The sequence below is a fragment of the Pseudomonas sp. FSL R10-2964 genome, from assembly GCF_009600035.1.
In the GTDB taxonomy this organism is placed as follows: Bacteria; Pseudomonadota; Gammaproteobacteria; order Pseudomonadales; family Pseudomonadaceae; genus Aquipseudomonas; species Aquipseudomonas bubulae.
In genome coordinates this window covers 1-16,225 of the sequence record NZ_WIWH01000017.1, presented here as the reverse complement: position 1 = coordinate 16,225, position 16,225 = coordinate 1, and the positions used below count along the sequence as shown (strand labels likewise).

Here is a 16,225-nt window from a genome sequence, read left to right as displayed (position 1 = left end):
CTCGCAAAATTAGTGAAGCTGAAATTAGAAGCGGTAGTGCGAGAAAGCTTTGTTAGCTTCGGCCATACGGTGCACGTCTTCACGCTTCTTAACAGCAGCACCTTTACCTTCGGCAGCGTCCAACAGTTCGCCAGCCAAACGCAGAGCCATAGACTTCTCGCCGCGCTTGCGGGCGAAGTCTACCAACCAGCGCATTGCCAGGGCGTTACGACGGGACGGGCGAACTTCGACCGGAACCTGGTAAGTAGCACCGCCTACACGGCGCGACTTCACTTCGACCAGCGGAGCGATGGCGTCGAGAGCTTTCTCGAAGAGTTCCAGGGGATCGCTGTTCTTGCGTTCTTTAACCTTTTCCAGCGCGCCATAAACGATACGCTCGGCAACGGCTTTTTTGCCGCTTTCCATCACGTGGTTCATGAACTTGGCCAGAATTTGGCTTCCGTATTTTGGATCGTCAAGCACTTCGCGCTTGGCTGCTACGCGTCTTCTTGGCATGGATAAGCCCTCAAACGGTCTTCAGGTTAGCTCGGAACCATTACACCCCAGGGATGCAGGTCCGACCTTACTCTTATCGACTCAGAAAAAAAGAAATCTGCATTATTTACCGGAAACCGAAGACTACTTCGGCTTCTTGGTACCGTACTTCGAACGACCTTGGTTACGACCTTTAACGCCGGAAGTATCCAAAGAGCCGCGAACGGTGTGGTAACGAACACCTGGCAAGTCTTTTACACGACCGCCACGAATCAGTACCACGCTGTGTTCTTGCAGGTTGTGACCTTCACCACCGATGTACGAGGAAACCTCGAAACCGTTGGTCAGGCGCACACGGCATACTTTACGCAGTGCCGAGTTAGGTTTTTTCGGCGTAGTTGTATACACACGGGTGCATACGCCACGACGTTGCGGGCAGTTTTGCAGCGCAGGTACGTCGGATTTCTCGACGATACGCTTACGCGGCTGACGTACCAGCTGGTTGATAGTTGCCATCTACTAGCTCCACTGTTGTCTTGCGACGCTATTGTCTTGCAAGAAAAGCAAAATGGCAGGAACGAATTCCCGCCAAATTTAGGGGTACAAGAGTCTAAAGAGGATCTTGCCCCCAGTCAAGGCAAGGCCCCGACACTTCCACTCATCAAACCCAGACAAATTGTCTCGATTCGATGAACGGAACTGCCGGGGCCCGCCCATCATTTACCGCAGAACTCAGTTACCGCTCGAGTTCAGCGCTTCGGTCAGTGCAGCTTCCACTTCACTGGCGCTTACGCGCAACGGCTTGTCAGCCTCACGGCGGCGCTTACGCTCGCTGTGGTATGCCAAACCGGTACCTGCCGGGATCAGACGACCCACGACAACGTTTTCTTTCAGGCCGCGCAGGTAATCGCGCTTGCCGGTTACCGCCGCTTCGGTCAGTACTCGAGTGGTCTCCTGGAAAGAGGCCGCCGAGATGAACGATTCAGTCGACAACGACGCCTTGGTGATACCCAGCAGGACGCGAGTGAACTTGGACACGAACTTGTCTTCGTTGCCCAGACGCTCGTTCTCGGTCAATACCTGCGTCAACTCCATCTGGTCGCCCTTGATGAAGGTGGAATCGCCAGACTCGGCAATCTCAACTTTACGCAGCATCTGACGCAGAATGGTCTCGATGTGCTTATCGTTGATTTTTACGCCTTGCAGACGGTAAACGTCCTGGATCTCGTTAACGATGTACTTGGCCAGCGCACTCACACCCAGCAGACGCAGGATGTCGTGTGGATCGCTTGGACCGTCGGAGATAACTTCGCCGCGGTTCACTTGTTCGCCTTCGAAGACGTTCAGGTGGCGCCACTTTGGAATCAGCTCTTCGTACGGATCAGTACCGTCGTTCGGGGTAATAACCAGACGGCGCTTGCCTTTGGTTTCTTTACCGAACGCGATGGTGCCGCTGACTTCAGCCAGAATCGAGGCTTCTTTCGGACGACGGGCTTCGAACAAGTCAGCAACCCGTGGCAGACCACCGGTGATGTCTCGAGTTTTCGAAGTTTCTTGCGGAATACGAGCGATAACGTCACCGATCGCGATTTCCGCACCATCCGCTACACCGACCAAGGCGTTAGCTGGCAGGAAGTACTGAGCCGGTACGTCGGTACCTGGCAACAGCAGATCCTTGCCATCAACACCCACCATCTTGACGGCTGGACGAATGTCCTTGCCGGCAGCTGGACGGTCTTTGGCATCAAGTACTTCAATGTTGGTCATACCGGTCAATTCGTCAGTCTGACGCTTGATCGTGATGCCTTCTTCCATGCCCACGTAGGTCACGGTACCTTTCATTTCGGTAACGATTGGGTGAGTGTGAGGATCCCACTTGGCTACGATAGAGCCAGCGTCAACCTTGTCACCTTCTTTAACCGAAATCACGGCGCCGTACGGCAGCTTGTAACGCTCACGCTCACGACCGAAGTCATCAGCAATGGCCAGCTCACCGGAACGGGATACTGCAACCAGGCAGCCATCTACACGCTCAACGTGCTTCAGGTTGTGCAGACGGACAGTACCGCCATTCTTCACCTGAACGCTGTCAGCAGCGGAGGTCCGGCTTGCCGCACCACCGATGTGGAACGTACGCATGGTCAGCTGTGTACCCGGCTCACCGATCGACTGGGCAGCGATAACGCCGACAGCTTCACCGATGTTCACCTGGTGACCACGAGCCAGATCACGGCCGTAGCACTTGGCGCAGATACCGAAACGGGTTTCGCAGCTGATTGGCGAGCGCACGATCACTTCGTCGATGCTGTTCAGCTCGATGAATTCAACCCACTTCTCGTCAACCAGGGTGCCTGCAGGAACGATAACTTCCTCGGTGCCCGGCTTGAATACGTCACGGGCGATTACTCGACCCAGTACGCGCTCACCCAATGGCTCAACAACGTCGCCGCCTTCGATGTGCGGAGTCATCAGCAGACCGTGTTCGGTACCGCAGTCAACTTCAGTCACAACCAGATCTTGTGCAACGTCTACCAGACGACGTGTCAGGTAACCGGAGTTAGCTGTTTTCAAGGCGGTATCCGCCAGACCCTTACGAGCACCGTGAGTCGAGATGAAGTACTGAAGTACGCTCAAACCTTCACGGAAGTTCGCAGTAATCGGCGTTTCGATGATGGAACCGTCCGGCTTGGCCATCAGACCACGCATACCGGCCAGCTGACGGATCTGCGCAGCAGAACCCCGTGCGCCGGAGTCGGCCATCATGTACATCGAGTTGAACGATTCTTGCTCGACTTCGTTGCCGTGGCGGTCGATTACCTTCTCTTTCGAGAGGTTGGACATCATCGCCTTGGAAACTTCATCGTTAGCTTTCGACCAAAGGTCGATTACCTTGTTGTACTTCTCGCCCTGGGTTACCAGGCCGGAGGCGTACTGACTTTCGATCTCTTTCACTTCATCGGTTGCAGCAGCGATGATGCGAGCTTTTTCATCCGGGATAACGAAGTCGTTAACACCGATGGAAACGCCGGAGATGGTCGAGTAAGCAAAACCGGTGTACATCAACTGGTCAGCGAAGATCACGGTCTCTTTCAAACCAACCACGCGGTAGCACTGGTTGATCAGCTTGGAGATCGCTTTTTTCTTCATCGGCAGGTTGACGACGTCGTACGACAAACCTTTTGGCACAACCTGGAACAACAGCGCACGGCCGACAGTGGTGTCGACGATACGGGTGTTGGTCACGCTGCCGCCATCACGGTCGTTGACGGTTTCGTTGATACGAACCTTGACCTTGGCGTGCAGTGCGGCTTCGCCGGCACGGAATACACGGTCAACTTCCTGCAAGTCAGCGAATACACGACCTTCGCCTTTGGCGTTGATCGCTTCACGCGTCATGTAGTACAGACCCAATACAACGTCCTGCGACGGAACGATGATTGGCTCACCGTTGGCTGGCGACAGAATGTTGTTGGTCGACATCATCAACGCGCGCGCTTCCAACTGGGCTTCCAGTGTCAGCGGTACGTGCACGGCCATTTGGTCGCCGTCGAAGTCGGCGTTGTACGCAGCACAGACCAGAGGGTGCAGCTGGATAGCTTTACCTTCGATCAGTACCGGTTCAAACGCCTGGATACCCAGACGGTGAAGGGTCGGTGCACGGTTGAGAAGAACCGGGTGTTCGCGGATAACTTCAGCGAGAACGTCCCACACTTCCGGCAACTCGCGCTCAACCATCTTCTTGGCGGCTTTGATGGTGGTAGCAAGACCACGCATTTCCAGCTTGCCGAAAATGAACGGCTTGAACAGCTCGAGAGCCATTTTCTTCGGCAGACCGCACTGGTGCAGACGCAGGGTCGGACCTACGGTAATTACCGAACGACCCGAGTAGTCAACACGCTTACCGAGCAAGTTCTGACGGAAACGACCTTGCTTACCCTTGATCATGTCAGCCAGGGATTTCAGAGGACGCTTGTTCGAACCGGTGATAGCGCGACCACGACGGCCGTTGTCGAGCAGTGCGTCGACCGCTTCTTGCAACATACGCTTTTCGTTGCGCACGATGATGTCCGGAGCGGACAGATCAAGCAGACGCTTCAAGCGGTTGTTACGGTTGATCACTCGACGGTACAGGTCGTTGAGGTCGGAAGTCGCGAAACGACCGCCATCCAACGGTACCAGAGGACGCAGATCTGGCGGCAGAACCGGCAGAACGGTCAGAACCATCCACTCCGGAAGGTTGCCGGAGCCCAGGAAGGCTTCCATCAACTTCAGGCGCTTGGACAGCTTCTTGATTTTGGTTTCAGAGTTGGTTTGCGGAATTTCTTCACGCAGACGGCCAATCTCGTGCTCCAGGTCGATAGCGTGCAGCAGTTCACGGACAGCTTCAGCACCCATGCGGGCATCAAAGTCGTCGCCGAACTCTTCCAGCGCTTCGAAGTACTGCTCATCGTTCAGCAGCTGACCTTTTTCCAGAGTGGTCATGCCCGGATCGATAACGACATAGCTCTCGAAGTAGAGAACGCGTTCGATATCACGCAGGGTCATGTCCATCAGCAAGCCGATACGGGACGGCAGCGATTTCAGGAACCAGATGTGAGCCACTGGCGAAGCCAGTTCGATGTGAGCCATGCGCTCGCGACGGACCTTGGCCAGTGCGACTTCAACGCCACACTTCTCACAGATCACACCGCGGTGCTTCAAGCGCTTGTACTTACCGCACAGGCACTCGTAATCCTTTACCGGGCCAAAGATCTTGGCGCAGAACAGGCCGTCACGCTCAGGCTTGAACGTACGGTAGTTGATGGTTTCCGGCTTTTTAACTTCACCGAACGACCACGAACGGATCATCTCAGGCGATGCCAATCCAATACGGATGGCGTCGAACTCTTCGACTTGACCCTGGTTTTTCAGCAAATTCAGTAGGTCTTTCAAGGCCTTTCCTCCTGGCGGAGCAGAGAGCGGGCCATACAGCCCCGCTCTCGATTCGCGTCACGTGTTATTCGGTTTCCAGATCGATATCGATGCCGAGGGAACGAATTTCTTTGATCAACACGTTGAAGGACTCGGGCATGCCCGGCTCCATACGGTGATCGCCGTCCACGATGTTTTTGTACATCTTGGTACGGCCGTTCACATCGTCCGACTTCACTGTGAGCATTTCTTGCAGAGTGTATGCCGCGCCGTAGGCTTCCAGCGCCCAGACCTCCATCTCCCCGAAACGCTGACCACCGAACTGTGCCTTACCACCCAGCGGCTGCTGGGTAACCAGGCTGTAAGAACCGGTAGAACGAGCGTGCATCTTGTCGTCTACCAAGTGGTTCAGCTTCAGCATGTACATGTAGCCAACGGTAACCGGACGCTCGAACTTGTTGCCGGTACGACCATCAGTCAGCACCATCTGGCCGCTGTCTGGCAGGTCTGCCAAACGAAGCATTGCCTTGATTTCGCTTTCCTTGGCACCGTCGAACACCGGGGTAGCCATTGGCACACCGCCGCGAAGGTTCTTCGCCAGATCCAGGATTTCCTGATCGGAGAAGTCATCCAGGCTTTCTTGACGACCGCCAATTTCGTTGTAGATCTCATGCAGGAACTTACGCAGGTCAGCGACCTTGCGTTGTTCTTCAATCATGAGGTTGATCTTCTCGCCCAGACCTTTGGCCGCGAGGCCCAGGTGAGTTTCGAGAATCTGACCAACGTTCATACGCGAAGGTACGCCCAACGGGTTGAGGACCACATCAACCGGGGTGCCATTGGCATCGTACGGCATGTCTTCAACCGGCATGATCACGGAGACCACACCCTTGTTACCGTGACGACCGGCCATCTTGTCACCCGGCTGGATGCGACGGCGGATTGCCAGGTAAACCTTGACGATTTTCAGCACGCCTGGAGCCAGGTCATCGCCCTGCTGCAGTTTGCGCTTCTTGTCTTCGAACTTGTCGTCCAGCAGACGACGGCGATCGATGATGTAAGCCTGAGCCTTTTCAAGCTGCTCGTTCAGAGCATCTTCAGCCATGCGCAGTTTGAACCACTGACCATGCTCAAGACCGTCCAGGATTTCATTGGTGATTTCCTGACCTTTCTTCAGACCGGCACCACCTTCGGCAATGCGGCCAACCAGAGCAGAGCGCAGACGTTCGAAGGTAGCGCCTTCAACGATACGGAACTCTTCGTTCAGATCCTTGCGGATCTCGTCCAGCTGGGTCTTCTCGATCGACAGTGCACGAGCATCACGCTCAACGCCGTCACGGGTGAAGACCTGCACGTCGATAACAGTACCTTTGGTACCGGTAGGTACGCGCAGGGAAGTGTCTTTAACGTCGCTGGCTTTTTCACCGAAGATGGCACGCAACAGCTTCTCTTCCGGAGTCAGCTGGGTCTCGCCTTTCGGAGTGACCTTACCTACCAGAATGTCGCCGGCGCCAACTTCAGCACCTACGTAAACGATACCGGCTTCGTCCAGTTTGTTCAGTGCAGCTTCACCCACGTTAGGGATGTCTGCAGTGATCTCTTCAGGCCCAAGCTTGGTGTCACGTGCCACACAGGTCAGTTCCTGAATGTGGATCGTGGTAAAGCGGTCTTCTTGAACAACTCGTTCCGACAAGCAGATGGAGTCTTCGAAGTTGTAACCGTTCCAGGCCATGAACGCGATGCGCATGTTTTGACCCAGCGCCAGTTCACCCATATCGGTGGACGGGCCGTCAGCCATGATGTCGCTACGCTGTACACGGTCACCCTTGCGCACCAGCGGACGCTGGTTGATGCAAGTGTTCTGGTTGGAACGGGTGTATTTGGTCAGGTTGTAGATGTCGACACCGGCTTCGCCAGTTTCAACTTCATCATCAGCAACACGAACCACGATACGGCTGGCATCAACAGAGTCGATCACGCCGCCACGACGAGCCACGACGCAAACGCCGGAGTCACGCGCTACGTTACGCTCCATGCCGGTACCTACCAGCGGCTTGTCAGCGCGCAGGGTTGGTACAGCTTGACGCTGCATGTTGGAACCCATCAACGCACGGTTGGCGTCATCGTGTTCCAGGAACGGGATCAGCGACGCTGCAACCGAAACAACCTGCTTCGGCGAAACGTCCATCAAGGTGACGTCTTCCGGCGCCTTGACGGTGAATTCGTTCAAGTGACGAACAGCAACCAGCTCGTCGATCAGCACTTTCTTGTCGTTCATCGTGGCCGAGGCCTGAGCGATCACGTGATCAGCTTCTTCGATGGCGGACAGGAAAACGATCTCGTCAGTTACCAGTGCGTCTTTCACTACACGGTACGGGCTCTCGAGGAAGCCGTACTGGTTGGTGCGCGCATAGGCAGCCAGGGAGTTGATCAAACCGATGTTCGGACCTTCCGGCGTCTCAATAGGGCAAACACGGCCGTAGTGAGTCGGGTGTACGTCACGAACTTCAAAGCCCGCACGCTCACGCGTCAGACCGCCCGGGCCCAGTGCAGAAACACGGCGCTTGTGGGTGATCTCGGACAGAGGGTTGTTCTGGTCCATGAACTGGGACAGCTGGCTGGAACCGAAGAACTCTTTCACCGCCGCAGCCACAGGCTTGGCGTTGATCAGGTCTTGCGGCATCAGGCCTTCGCTTTCAGCCATCGACAGACGCTCTTTGACCGCACGCTCAACACGTACCAGGCCAACGCGGAACTGGTTCTCGGCCATTTCGCCTACACAGCGAACACGACGGTTACCCAGGTGGTCGATGTCATCGACGATGCCTTTACCGTTACGGATGTCGACCAGGGTCTTCAGCACGGCAACGATGTCTTCTTTGCACAACACGCCCGAACCTTCGATCTCGGTACGACCGATACGACGGTTGAACTTCATCCGGCCGACCGCAGACAGGTCATAGCGCTCAGGGCTGAAGAACAGGTTGTTGAACAGAGTCTCGGCAGCGTCTTTGGTTGGCGGCTCGCCTGGACGCATCATGCGATAGATTTCGACCAGCGCTTCCAGTTGGTTGCTGGTGGAGTCGATCTTCAGCGTGTCGGAGACAAACGGACCGCAGTCGATATCGTTGGTGTACAACGTTTCGATGCGAACAACCTGGCCCTTGGCAACTTTTGCCAGGATTTCAGTGGTCAGCTCGGTGTTGCACTCAGCAATGATTTCGCCAGTAGCCGGATGCACGATAGCCTTGGCCGTTGTGCGACCCAGGACATAGTCCAGAGGCATAACGAGCTCTTTGACACCGGCTTTTTCCAGCTGGTTGATATGACGGGCAGTGATACGACGACCCTGCTCAACAATCACCTTGCCTTTGTCATCGGTAATATCGATGGCCGCGATTTCACCGCGCAGACGCTGTGGAACCAGCTCCAGGCTGATGCTCTCACCCTGAACGTGGAACACGTTGGTGGTGTAGAACGCGTCCAGCACTTGCTCAGTGGTATAACCCAGCGCGCGCAGCAATACCGATGCAGGCAGCTTGCGACGACGGTCAATACGCACGAACACGCAGTCTTTCGGGTCGAACTCGAAGTCGAGCCACGAACCACGGTAAGGAATGATACGCGCGGAATAAAGCAGCTTACCGGAGCTGTGCGTCTTGCCGCGGTCGTGGTCAAAGAACACGCCCGGGGAACGGTGCAGCTGGGAAACAATTACACGCTCGGTACCGTTGATTACGAAGGTACCGTTTTCAGTCATCAGGGGGATTTCACCCATGTAGACTTCTTGCTCTTTGATGTCCTTGATCGCTTTGTTCGACGATTCTTTGTCGAAAATGATCAAACGAACTTTTACCCGCAAAGGTACGGCGTACGTTACGCCACGCAACACGCATTCTTTGACATCAAATGCCGGTTCGCCCAAGCGATAACCGACGTACTCCAGCGCAGCATTGCCGGAGTAGCTGATGATCGGGAAAACGGATTTGAAGGCCGCATGCAGGCCCACGTCGCGGAACTGATCTTTAGTCGCTCCCGCCTGCAAGAATTCACGATACGAATCCAGCTGGATTGCCAAGAGATACGGCACATCCATGACGTCCGGCAACTTGCTAAAGTCCTTGCGGATACGTTTTTTCTCAGTATATGAGTAAGCCATCAGCGTTCCCCAGCTTGGTCACCTGCTTGTTTGGCCTCTCCCGACGGGAGCAGCCAGAAAATCGTGCAAACCCCTTGGTTTGCTCCACCGCACAGGGTGGTTACAGCACGTTAAAGGCACCAACCTAGTCGGCTGCCAATAACGGAAAAAGGCCGGTGGCAAGAGCCACCAGCCATCAGCCTCAGCTTAACGCCTGGGCTGGAAACGCAAGGTCGATGCTTACTTCAGCTCGACTTTAGCGCCTGCTTCTTCCAAGGTAGCCTTGGCTTTGTCAGCTGCTTCTTTAGCAACAGCTTCCAGTACCATAGCTGGAGCGCCGTCAACTACTGCCTTGGCTTCTTTCAAGCCCAGACCAGTCAGCTCACGAACAGCCTTGATCACGTTAACTTTCTTCTCGCCAGCTTCCAGCAGCATAACGTTGAATTCAGTTTGCTCTTCAACAACAGCAGCGGCAGCAGCAGGACCAGCAGAAGCAGCAGCAGCGGAAACGCCGAACTTCTCTTCCATTGCTTTGATCAGTTCAACGATTTCCAGAACGGATTTTTCGCCGATTGCTTCGATGATTTGGTCGTTAGTCAGAGACATGACTATAAATTCCTGTATTGGGGTGACAGCCTACGCGGCCATCGAAATAAACAATAAACGCTGAAAGGAGTCGCTCAGCCTTAGGCTGCAGCAGCTTCTTTCTGGTCGCGAAGGGCCGCCAGAGTACGAGCCAATTTGCTGGTAGCGCCTTGAATCACGCTCATCAGCTGAGAAATTGCTTCGTCACGGGTCGGCAGACTTGCCAGTACGTCGATCTGATTAGCTGCGAGGAACTTGCCCTCGAACGCAGCTGCCTTGATCTCGAACTTATCCTGACCTTTTGCGAACTCTTTGAAGATACGAGCAGCAGCGCCCGGATGTTCTTGCGAGAATGCAATCAAGGTCGGGCCAGTGAACACGTCGTTGAGAACACTGTATTCAGTGTCAGCAACAGCGCGCTTGAGCAGGGTGTTACGTACAACACGTACGTAAACGCCAGCTTCACGAGCCTCTTTACGGAGTCCGGTCATAGCGCCTACTGTCACACCGCGGGCATCAGCCACAACAGCGGACAGGGCAACTTTGGCAGCCTCGTTGACTTCAGCGACGATGGCCTTCTTGTCTTCGAGTTTAATTGCCACGGGTTTAACTCCTGCTTGTTACCGTTTCATCTGGCCGAGGCCTGATGTCGTTTTGGTGTCTGATTCGGTAAGGAACCGGGAGCACCATCTGCGTAGGCTTGAGGTTTAAGGCTTTCGCCGCCTACGGTCTTGGATAGCCCCCGCCAGGCAGGGACCCCAATCTTTCAATTGGCGCATTTGACTGCGCCAATTTTGTCTTACGCGTCCAGGGAACCCTGGTCGATGACCAGGCCCGGGCCCATAGTGGTGCTCAGGGTTACGCGCTTAACATAAATACCTTTCGAGGAAGCTGGTTTGATACGCTTCAGATCAGCGATCAGGGCTTCAACGTTTTCCTTCAGCTGAACGGCGTCGAAGCCGATCTTGCCAACGGAAGTGTGAATGATACCGTTTTTGTCGGTGCGATAACGAACCTGACCAGCCTTCGCGTTCTTAACAGCGGTGGCTACGTCTGGAGTTACAGTACCAACCTTAGGGTTAGGCATCAGACCACGTGGGCCCAGGATCTGACCCAACTGACCAACAACACGCATTGCGTCCGGGGATGCAATAACTACGTCGTAGTTCAGGTCGCCGCCTTTCATTTCGGCAGCCAGGTCGTCCATACCAACGCGATCAGCGCCGGCAGCCAGAGCAGCTTCAGCAGCTGGACCCTGAGTGAACACAGCAACACGTACAGTCTTGCCAGTGCCGTGTGGCAGCACAGTAGCGCTACGAACAACCTGGTCAGATTTACGTGGGTCTACGCCCAGGTTAACGGCGATGTCGAAAGACTCGCTGAATTTTACAGTCGACAGCTCAGCCAGCAAAGCAGCAGCGTCTACAAAATTGTAAGACTTGCCAGCTTCGATTTTACCGGCGATTGCCTTTTGACGCTTGGTCAGCTTAGCCATTACACACCCTCCACGTTAAGGCCCATGCTACGAGCAGAACCGGCGATAGTACGCACGGCTGCTTCCATATCAGCTGCAGTCAGATCCGCGTTTTTGGTTTTCGCGATTTCTTCCAGCTGAGCACGAGTTACAGTGCCAACCTTAACGGTGTTTGGACGAGCGGAACCGCTAGTCAGACCGGCAGCCTTCTTCAGCAGAACCGAAGCAGGGGTCGACTTGGTTTCGAACGTGAAGCTACGGTCGCTGTATACAGTGATGATCACTGGAGTCGGCAGGCCTGGCTCAATACCCTGAGTACGGGCGTTGAAAGCCTTGCAGAATTCCATGATGTTCACGCCGTGCTGACCCAGAGCCGGACCAACAGGTGGGCTTGGGTTAGCCTGAGCGGCCTTCACTTGCAGCTTGATGTAAGCGGTAATCTTCTTAGCCATGAGGCACTCCAATTACGGGTTCAATCGCCTAAAGAGGCTCCCCGGTTACTTGCGCGTTTATCCCAGTGACGACAAAACCCCACAGCCTAGGCCATGGGGTTGGGATTCGTGTTTAACTAGACCTTTTCGACCTGGCTAAACTCTAGCTCTACCGGAGTAGAGCGACCGAAAATGAGCACCGCCACTTGAATGCGGCTCTTTTCGTAGTTAACTTCTTCGACCGTGCCATTGAAATCGGCAAACGGACCGTCGGTAACACGGACAACTTCGCCCGGCTCGAACAGTGTTTTCGGCTTGGGCTTGTCGCTGCCATCAGCTACGCGACGCAGAATTGCTTCTGCTTCTTTATCAGTGATAGGTGCCGGTTTATCAGCAGTACCACCAATGAAGCCCATGACACGCGGAGTGTCCTTGACCAAGTGCCAAGTCCCTTCGCTCATGTCCATCTGAACCAGCACATAACCAGGGAAGAACTTGCGTTCGCTTTTGCGCTTCTGGCCATTACGCATTTCAACCACTTCTTCAGTGGGAACCAGAATTTCGCCGAAGCCATCTTCCATGCCTGCCAGCTTAATACGCTCTATCAGAGAGCGCATAACATGCTTTTCGTAACCCGAATAAGCATGCACTACGTACCAACGCTTAGCCACGGGACACCCTTAGCCAACAATCAAGGAAACGAGCCAGCCGAGCAGGGAATCCAAACCCCACAACAGCAACGCCATAACAAGAACAACAGCCACCACGATCAACGTGGTCTGCGTAGTTTCTTGGCGAGTTGGCCATACGACTTTACGAATCTCAGTACGAGCTTCCTTTACCAGGACAGCGAACGACTTGCCTTTTGCCGTCTGCAAGCCCACATAGGCAGCAACAGCAGCAATCACAAGAAGTGCAATGACGCGATACAGGATCGGCGAACCAGAATAATACTGATTCCCAACAACGCCAACCACCACAAGAGCTACCACTACAAGCCACTTGAGGAGATCGAAGCGAGAGCCTTGAACTTCAGCCTTGGGAGTCATCAAAGAGGATCCTGTGAAAAGAAAGCCAGACGCAATGAGCGAATCTGGCAGGTCAGGAGGGAATCGAACCCCCAACCTACGGTTTTGGAGACCGTCGCTCTGCCAATTGAGCTACTGACCTAAAACATTATCGAGCCGCGGATTATGCCGACACGAGAGAGACTTTTCAACAACAAGCGCAATTACTTTTGCAATCAACCCTGTCCAAGCAGAGAATTGCCAGCGAATAGCAGAATGCGAGCTACTCACAACCGTAACAACCAACCAGGGCAGCGACACCTAAAAACAGCGCCACCAGCAAACACCCCAGACAGGCTATGCACCTGTTAAAACAAAGGCAGATATTTTCATATCTGCCTTGTTATATGGAGCTCTTGAGCGGATTTGAACCGCTGACCTCACCCTTACCAAGGGTGTGCTCTACCAACTGAGCTACAAGAGCAAAACATGTCGCGAAAACAGCTAGACTGGAGCGGGTGGCGGGAATCGAACCCGCATCATTAGCTTGGAAGGCTAAGGTTCTACCACTAAACTACACCCGCAAATCTTGCTGCTCTAGCTTAAATATGGTGGAGGGGGAAGGATTCGAACCTTCGAAGTCGTAGACGTCAGATTTACAGTCTGATCCCTTTGGCCGCTCGGGAACCCCTCCTGAGCTGGTTAGAATTCTACATCATTCCAACCTTATGTCAACCACTTTCTTCAATTAAATCAGGAAGTTAGCAACTTGACTCGCTTCACACCTAGTAGCCTGTTCGGCGTTCACTGTGGAGCGGGCGCCATTCTATGCAAACTATCGGGTACCTGCAAGCCCTCACAGCGCATTTTTTTGTATTTTAACCCATTGAATTCATTAACAAGGTTCTGCAAAACCATTTCACTGGCCGCAGCAGTGCCTTGCGGGCTGATCTTGAGGGCATAGCCAGGCATTTCAGCCTGCTCACCTTCGACTTGCGTAGATGCTATCCCCATCTCAGACAACCTGCGCTGCAGGCCGTGCAGCTGTTCTTGCGCAGGTAAATTGCCTAAAAACATGCATTCGGCACTCAGCGCCTGGTCAATGGCGACTGCACCTCCCCGACCTGCCGGCGGCACCTCGCCAAGCAGACGTATGCCCTGATGACTGCCCTTGTACAAAGACAAGGAAACAACTTCTTTGGCCCTCAACGGAGCCTCTTGCTGGTGCCATATGTAATAAAAGACATTCAGTACAACCAGCAGCAGAAACAGCCAACGCATAGAAACCTCAAGGAAGGGGACAAACTACCGCCAAACCGACAAATACCAGGTCTTGCACCAAGCGCGCTTCTGGAACCATATCCTTTACCAGGCTTGCGTCACCGCCGGTAAGAAAAACTTCAAAGTCTTCTCCCCAGTACTCGCGCGCCAATTCCAGCTGGGTCATCACAAAGCCCCGCAGCATCAACAAACACCCACGCTCAACAGCCTCAACCGTCGTACGCCCGGGCGTACGCTGGAGCAAGGCCTGCTCCGCAGAGAGGTCGTCATACCGGATACGGCGTGTATGAGTACGCAACTGATCGCGCATCAAGGGCATCCCAGGACAAATAAACCCGCCCAGGTGCTGACCGTCAGCAGCCACGAAGTCCGCCGTTACCGCCGTGCCGAAATCCAGTACCAGGCACGCGCTCTTCGCCAACTCAAAAGCACCAACCACGGCAAGCCAGCGATCGAGCCCCAAACGGGCAAACTCCTCATAACCGTTACTCACACCTGCGGCACTCCTTGCAGGCTGCGCGCACTGTGCAGCCACACCAAAGGTCGTCACGATGGAGGCCACCAGGCTCGATGTCTCATCATCACTGCGCACACTGACCAACCGGCAGTGGGTGATGTTCAACCCCGGAACGGCCAACACCGCGGCCAGCAGCGCAGCATCAGAGTCAACTACGCCCCCACCCACCGCCACCCCCGCGTCAAGGGCACGCCACTTTATAAAACTGTTGCCACAGTCCATCTCAAGAATCATGGCGCAACCTCAAGCTAAGCTCACCGCCGCTGTACACTTTCTCTTCGCCATTGACACTCATGCGCAGCGCGCCCTGCTGATCAATACCCATGACAGTGCCATCCACCTGGTGCACTCCAGCTATCAGAGAGACTTCACGACCCTGCCACAAGTGGTTTTGCTCCCACTGCGCCTGCAATGCCGAAAAGCCCTCGGTAGCATGGCGATTCAGATACACCAGCAGGCTATCGTTGAGTTTCGAAATCAGCGCATTGCGGTTTACCGAATGACCTGACTCGAGAAATACCGAGGTCCAGGCCTGATCTACCTCGCTGGCCACCCGCATATTGACGTTAATGCCGATCCCCAGAACCACATGACACACATCAGCCGGATCGCCGACCAACTCAAGCAAAATGCCGGCAATTTTCTTGTTGCCTACGAGCACATCATTTGGCCATTTGAGGCCGGCGTCAGATATTCCCACCCCGCGAAGCGCACTCAGTACTGCCAGACCAACCACAAGGCTAAGCCCTTCAAGCTGGCGCATCCCGCCATCCATGCGAAGAACAAGGCTGTAGTAGATATTTTCTGCGAAAGGACTGACCCATTTGCGGCCTCTTCGTCCACGACCAGCAGTTTGCCGCTCAGCCGTAACAACAAACGGCGCCGCAGTGCCACTGTCGATCGCGCGCAAGGCCTCGGCATTAGTGGAGTCTAATGAATCATGAATCGAGACAGGCCATGGGCTGGCAGTCAACTGGTCCTGCTCAAGGAGTTCAAGCGGTGCAGCTAACTGATAGCCACGACCACGAACTTTATGAATCGACAGGTTCAGGTTTGATTCCAAAAGCTGGAGCTGCTTCCAGACTGCACTGCGGCTAACGCCAAGTGCAGCACCAAGCGCTTGCCCTGAGTGGAATCGACCATCTTTGAGGAGTTTCAACAACGTCAGCATGCATGTATCGCCTCACAATGAGGCACGCATGATAGCCATGAGCGGCGCCATTGCATAGAAACCCCGCGCACACAGCAAGCTAACAGCTTGGGGCAAGCCGAGAGCACACAGCTTGAAGCTTGCGACCGCTTTTCTGCCCACAAAAACAAACCCCCTGTATGCGTGAGCAGACAGGGGGTTTGGAATTTAATCTTGACGATGACCTACTCTCACATGGGGAAACCCCACACTACCAT

13 protein-coding genes and 4 tRNA genes are annotated in these 16,225 nt (G+C 54.5%); all 17 read right to left on the bottom strand.

The features are described 5' to 3' along the window. Positions 1-24 precede the first annotated feature (24 nt). Positions 25-495: a 30S ribosomal protein S7 gene (rpsG, locus tag GHN92_RS11445; RefSeq protein WP_016779172.1), complete on the bottom strand. Its 471-nt coding sequence runs from the start codon at positions 493-495 to the stop codon at positions 25-27. A gap of 123 nt (positions 496-618) precedes the next feature. Then, the gene (gene rpsL, locus GHN92_RS11440) at positions 619-990 is read right to left on the bottom strand and encodes a 30S ribosomal protein S12 (protein ID WP_002555494.1); all 372 of its coding nucleotides are present in this window, start codon (positions 988-990) and stop codon (positions 619-621) included. A gap of 216 nt (positions 991-1,206) precedes the next feature. Then, positions 1,207-5,406, bottom strand: a complete 4,200-nt coding sequence (rpoC, locus tag GHN92_RS11435) for a DNA-directed RNA polymerase subunit beta' (protein ID WP_094999501.1) — start codon at positions 5,404-5,406, stop codon at positions 1,207-1,209. Between the two features lie 64 nt (positions 5,407-5,470). Then, on the bottom strand, positions 5,471-9,544 hold the full coding sequence (rpoB, locus tag GHN92_RS11430) for a DNA-directed RNA polymerase subunit beta (RefSeq protein ID WP_016779170.1): 4,074 nt from the start codon (positions 9,542-9,544) through the stop codon (positions 5,471-5,473). A gap of 219 nt (positions 9,545-9,763) precedes the next feature. After that, positions 9,764-10,129, bottom strand: a complete 366-nt coding sequence (gene rplL / locus GHN92_RS11425; protein ID WP_016779169.1) for a 50S ribosomal protein L7/L12 — start codon at positions 10,127-10,129, stop codon at positions 9,764-9,766. 80 nt (positions 10,130-10,209) lie between these two features. After that, on the bottom strand, positions 10,210-10,710 hold the full coding sequence (gene rplJ, locus GHN92_RS11420; protein WP_016779168.1) for a 50S ribosomal protein L10: 501 nt from the start codon (positions 10,708-10,710) through the stop codon (positions 10,210-10,212). Between the two features lie 197 nt (positions 10,711-10,907). Next, on the bottom strand, positions 10,908-11,603 hold the full coding sequence (gene rplA / locus GHN92_RS11415; protein ID WP_016779167.1) for a 50S ribosomal protein L1: 696 nt from the start codon (positions 11,601-11,603) through the stop codon (positions 10,908-10,910). After that, on the bottom strand, positions 11,603-12,034 hold the full coding sequence (gene rplK / locus GHN92_RS11410) for a 50S ribosomal protein L11 (RefSeq protein WP_008008888.1): 432 nt from the start codon (positions 12,032-12,034) through the stop codon (positions 11,603-11,605). The genes rplA and rplK overlap by 1 nt, the downstream gene beginning before the upstream one ends. 116 nt (positions 12,035-12,150) lie before the next feature. After that, positions 12,151-12,684: a transcription termination/antitermination protein NusG gene (nusG, locus tag GHN92_RS11405; RefSeq protein ID WP_026014126.1), complete on the bottom strand. Its 534-nt coding sequence runs from the start codon at positions 12,682-12,684 to the stop codon at positions 12,151-12,153. A 9-nt stretch (positions 12,685-12,693) separates the two neighbouring features. Continuing rightward, entirely contained in the window at positions 12,694-13,062 is a 369-nt protein-coding gene (secE, locus tag GHN92_RS11400; protein ID WP_016779165.1) for a preprotein translocase subunit SecE, read from the bottom strand. Positions 13,063-13,107: 45 nt separating this feature from the next. Next, a tRNA-Trp gene (locus GHN92_RS11395) sits at positions 13,108-13,183 on the bottom strand. A gap of 245 nt (positions 13,184-13,428) precedes the next feature. Continuing rightward, a tRNA-Thr gene (locus tag GHN92_RS11390) sits at positions 13,429-13,504 on the bottom strand. A gap of 26 nt (positions 13,505-13,530) precedes the next feature. Next, positions 13,531-13,604, bottom strand: a tRNA-Gly gene (locus GHN92_RS11385). A 25-nt stretch (positions 13,605-13,629) separates the two neighbouring features. Further along, positions 13,630-13,714: transfer RNA gene (locus GHN92_RS11380), tRNA-Tyr, on the bottom strand. A gap of 110 nt (positions 13,715-13,824) precedes the next feature. Next, on the bottom strand, positions 13,825-14,301 hold the full coding sequence (locus GHN92_RS11375) for a hypothetical protein (RefSeq protein ID WP_153380183.1): 477 nt from the start codon (positions 14,299-14,301) through the stop codon (positions 13,825-13,827). Between the two features lie 7 nt (positions 14,302-14,308). Further along, positions 14,309-15,052, bottom strand: coding sequence for a pantothenate kinase (locus GHN92_RS11370; RefSeq protein WP_095019087.1), 744 nt, complete (start codon positions 15,050-15,052; stop codon positions 14,309-14,311). Beyond that, entirely contained in the window at positions 15,042-15,989 is a 948-nt protein-coding gene (gene birA, locus GHN92_RS11365; protein ID WP_095019088.1) for a bifunctional biotin--[acetyl-CoA-carboxylase] ligase/biotin operon repressor BirA, read from the bottom strand. The genes GHN92_RS11370 and birA overlap by 11 nt, the downstream gene beginning before the upstream one ends. Positions 15,990-16,225: the final 236 nt, after the last annotated feature.

Bases quoted from the DNA above. Each gene is read 5' to 3' on its own strand.
- rpsG (WP_016779172.1), bottom strand. From the start codon at position 495: ATGCCAAGAAGACGCGTAGCAGCCAAGCGCGAAGTGCTTGACGATCCA.
- rpsL (WP_002555494.1), bottom strand. From the start codon at position 990: ATGGCAACTATCAACCAGCTGGTACGTCAGCCGCGTAAGCGTATCGTC.
- rpoB (WP_016779170.1), bottom strand. From the start codon at position 9,544: ATGGCTTACTCATATACTGAGAAAAAACGTATCCGCAAGGACTTTAGC.
- rplL (WP_016779169.1), bottom strand. From the start codon at position 10,129: ATGTCTCTGACTAACGACCAAATCATCGAAGCAATCGGCGAAAAATCC.
- rplA (WP_016779167.1), bottom strand. From the start codon at position 11,603: ATGGCTAAGCTGACCAAGCGTCAAAAGGCAATCGCCGGTAAAATCGAA.
- rplK (WP_008008888.1), bottom strand. From the start codon at position 12,034: ATGGCTAAGAAGATTACCGCTTACATCAAGCTGCAAGTGAAGGCCGCT.
- secE (WP_016779165.1), bottom strand. From the start codon at position 13,062: ATGACTCCCAAGGCTGAAGTTCAAGGCTCTCGCTTCGATCTCCTCAAG.
- GHN92_RS11375 (WP_153380183.1), bottom strand. From the start codon at position 14,301: ATGCGTTGGCTGTTTCTGCTGCTGGTTGTACTGAATGTCTTTTATTAC.
- GHN92_RS11370 (WP_095019087.1), bottom strand. From the start codon at position 15,052: ATGATTCTTGAGATGGACTGTGGCAACAGTTTTATAAAGTGGCGTGCC.
- birA (WP_095019088.1), bottom strand. From the start codon at position 15,989: ATGCTGACGTTGTTGAAACTCCTCAAAGATGGTCGATTCCACTCAGGG.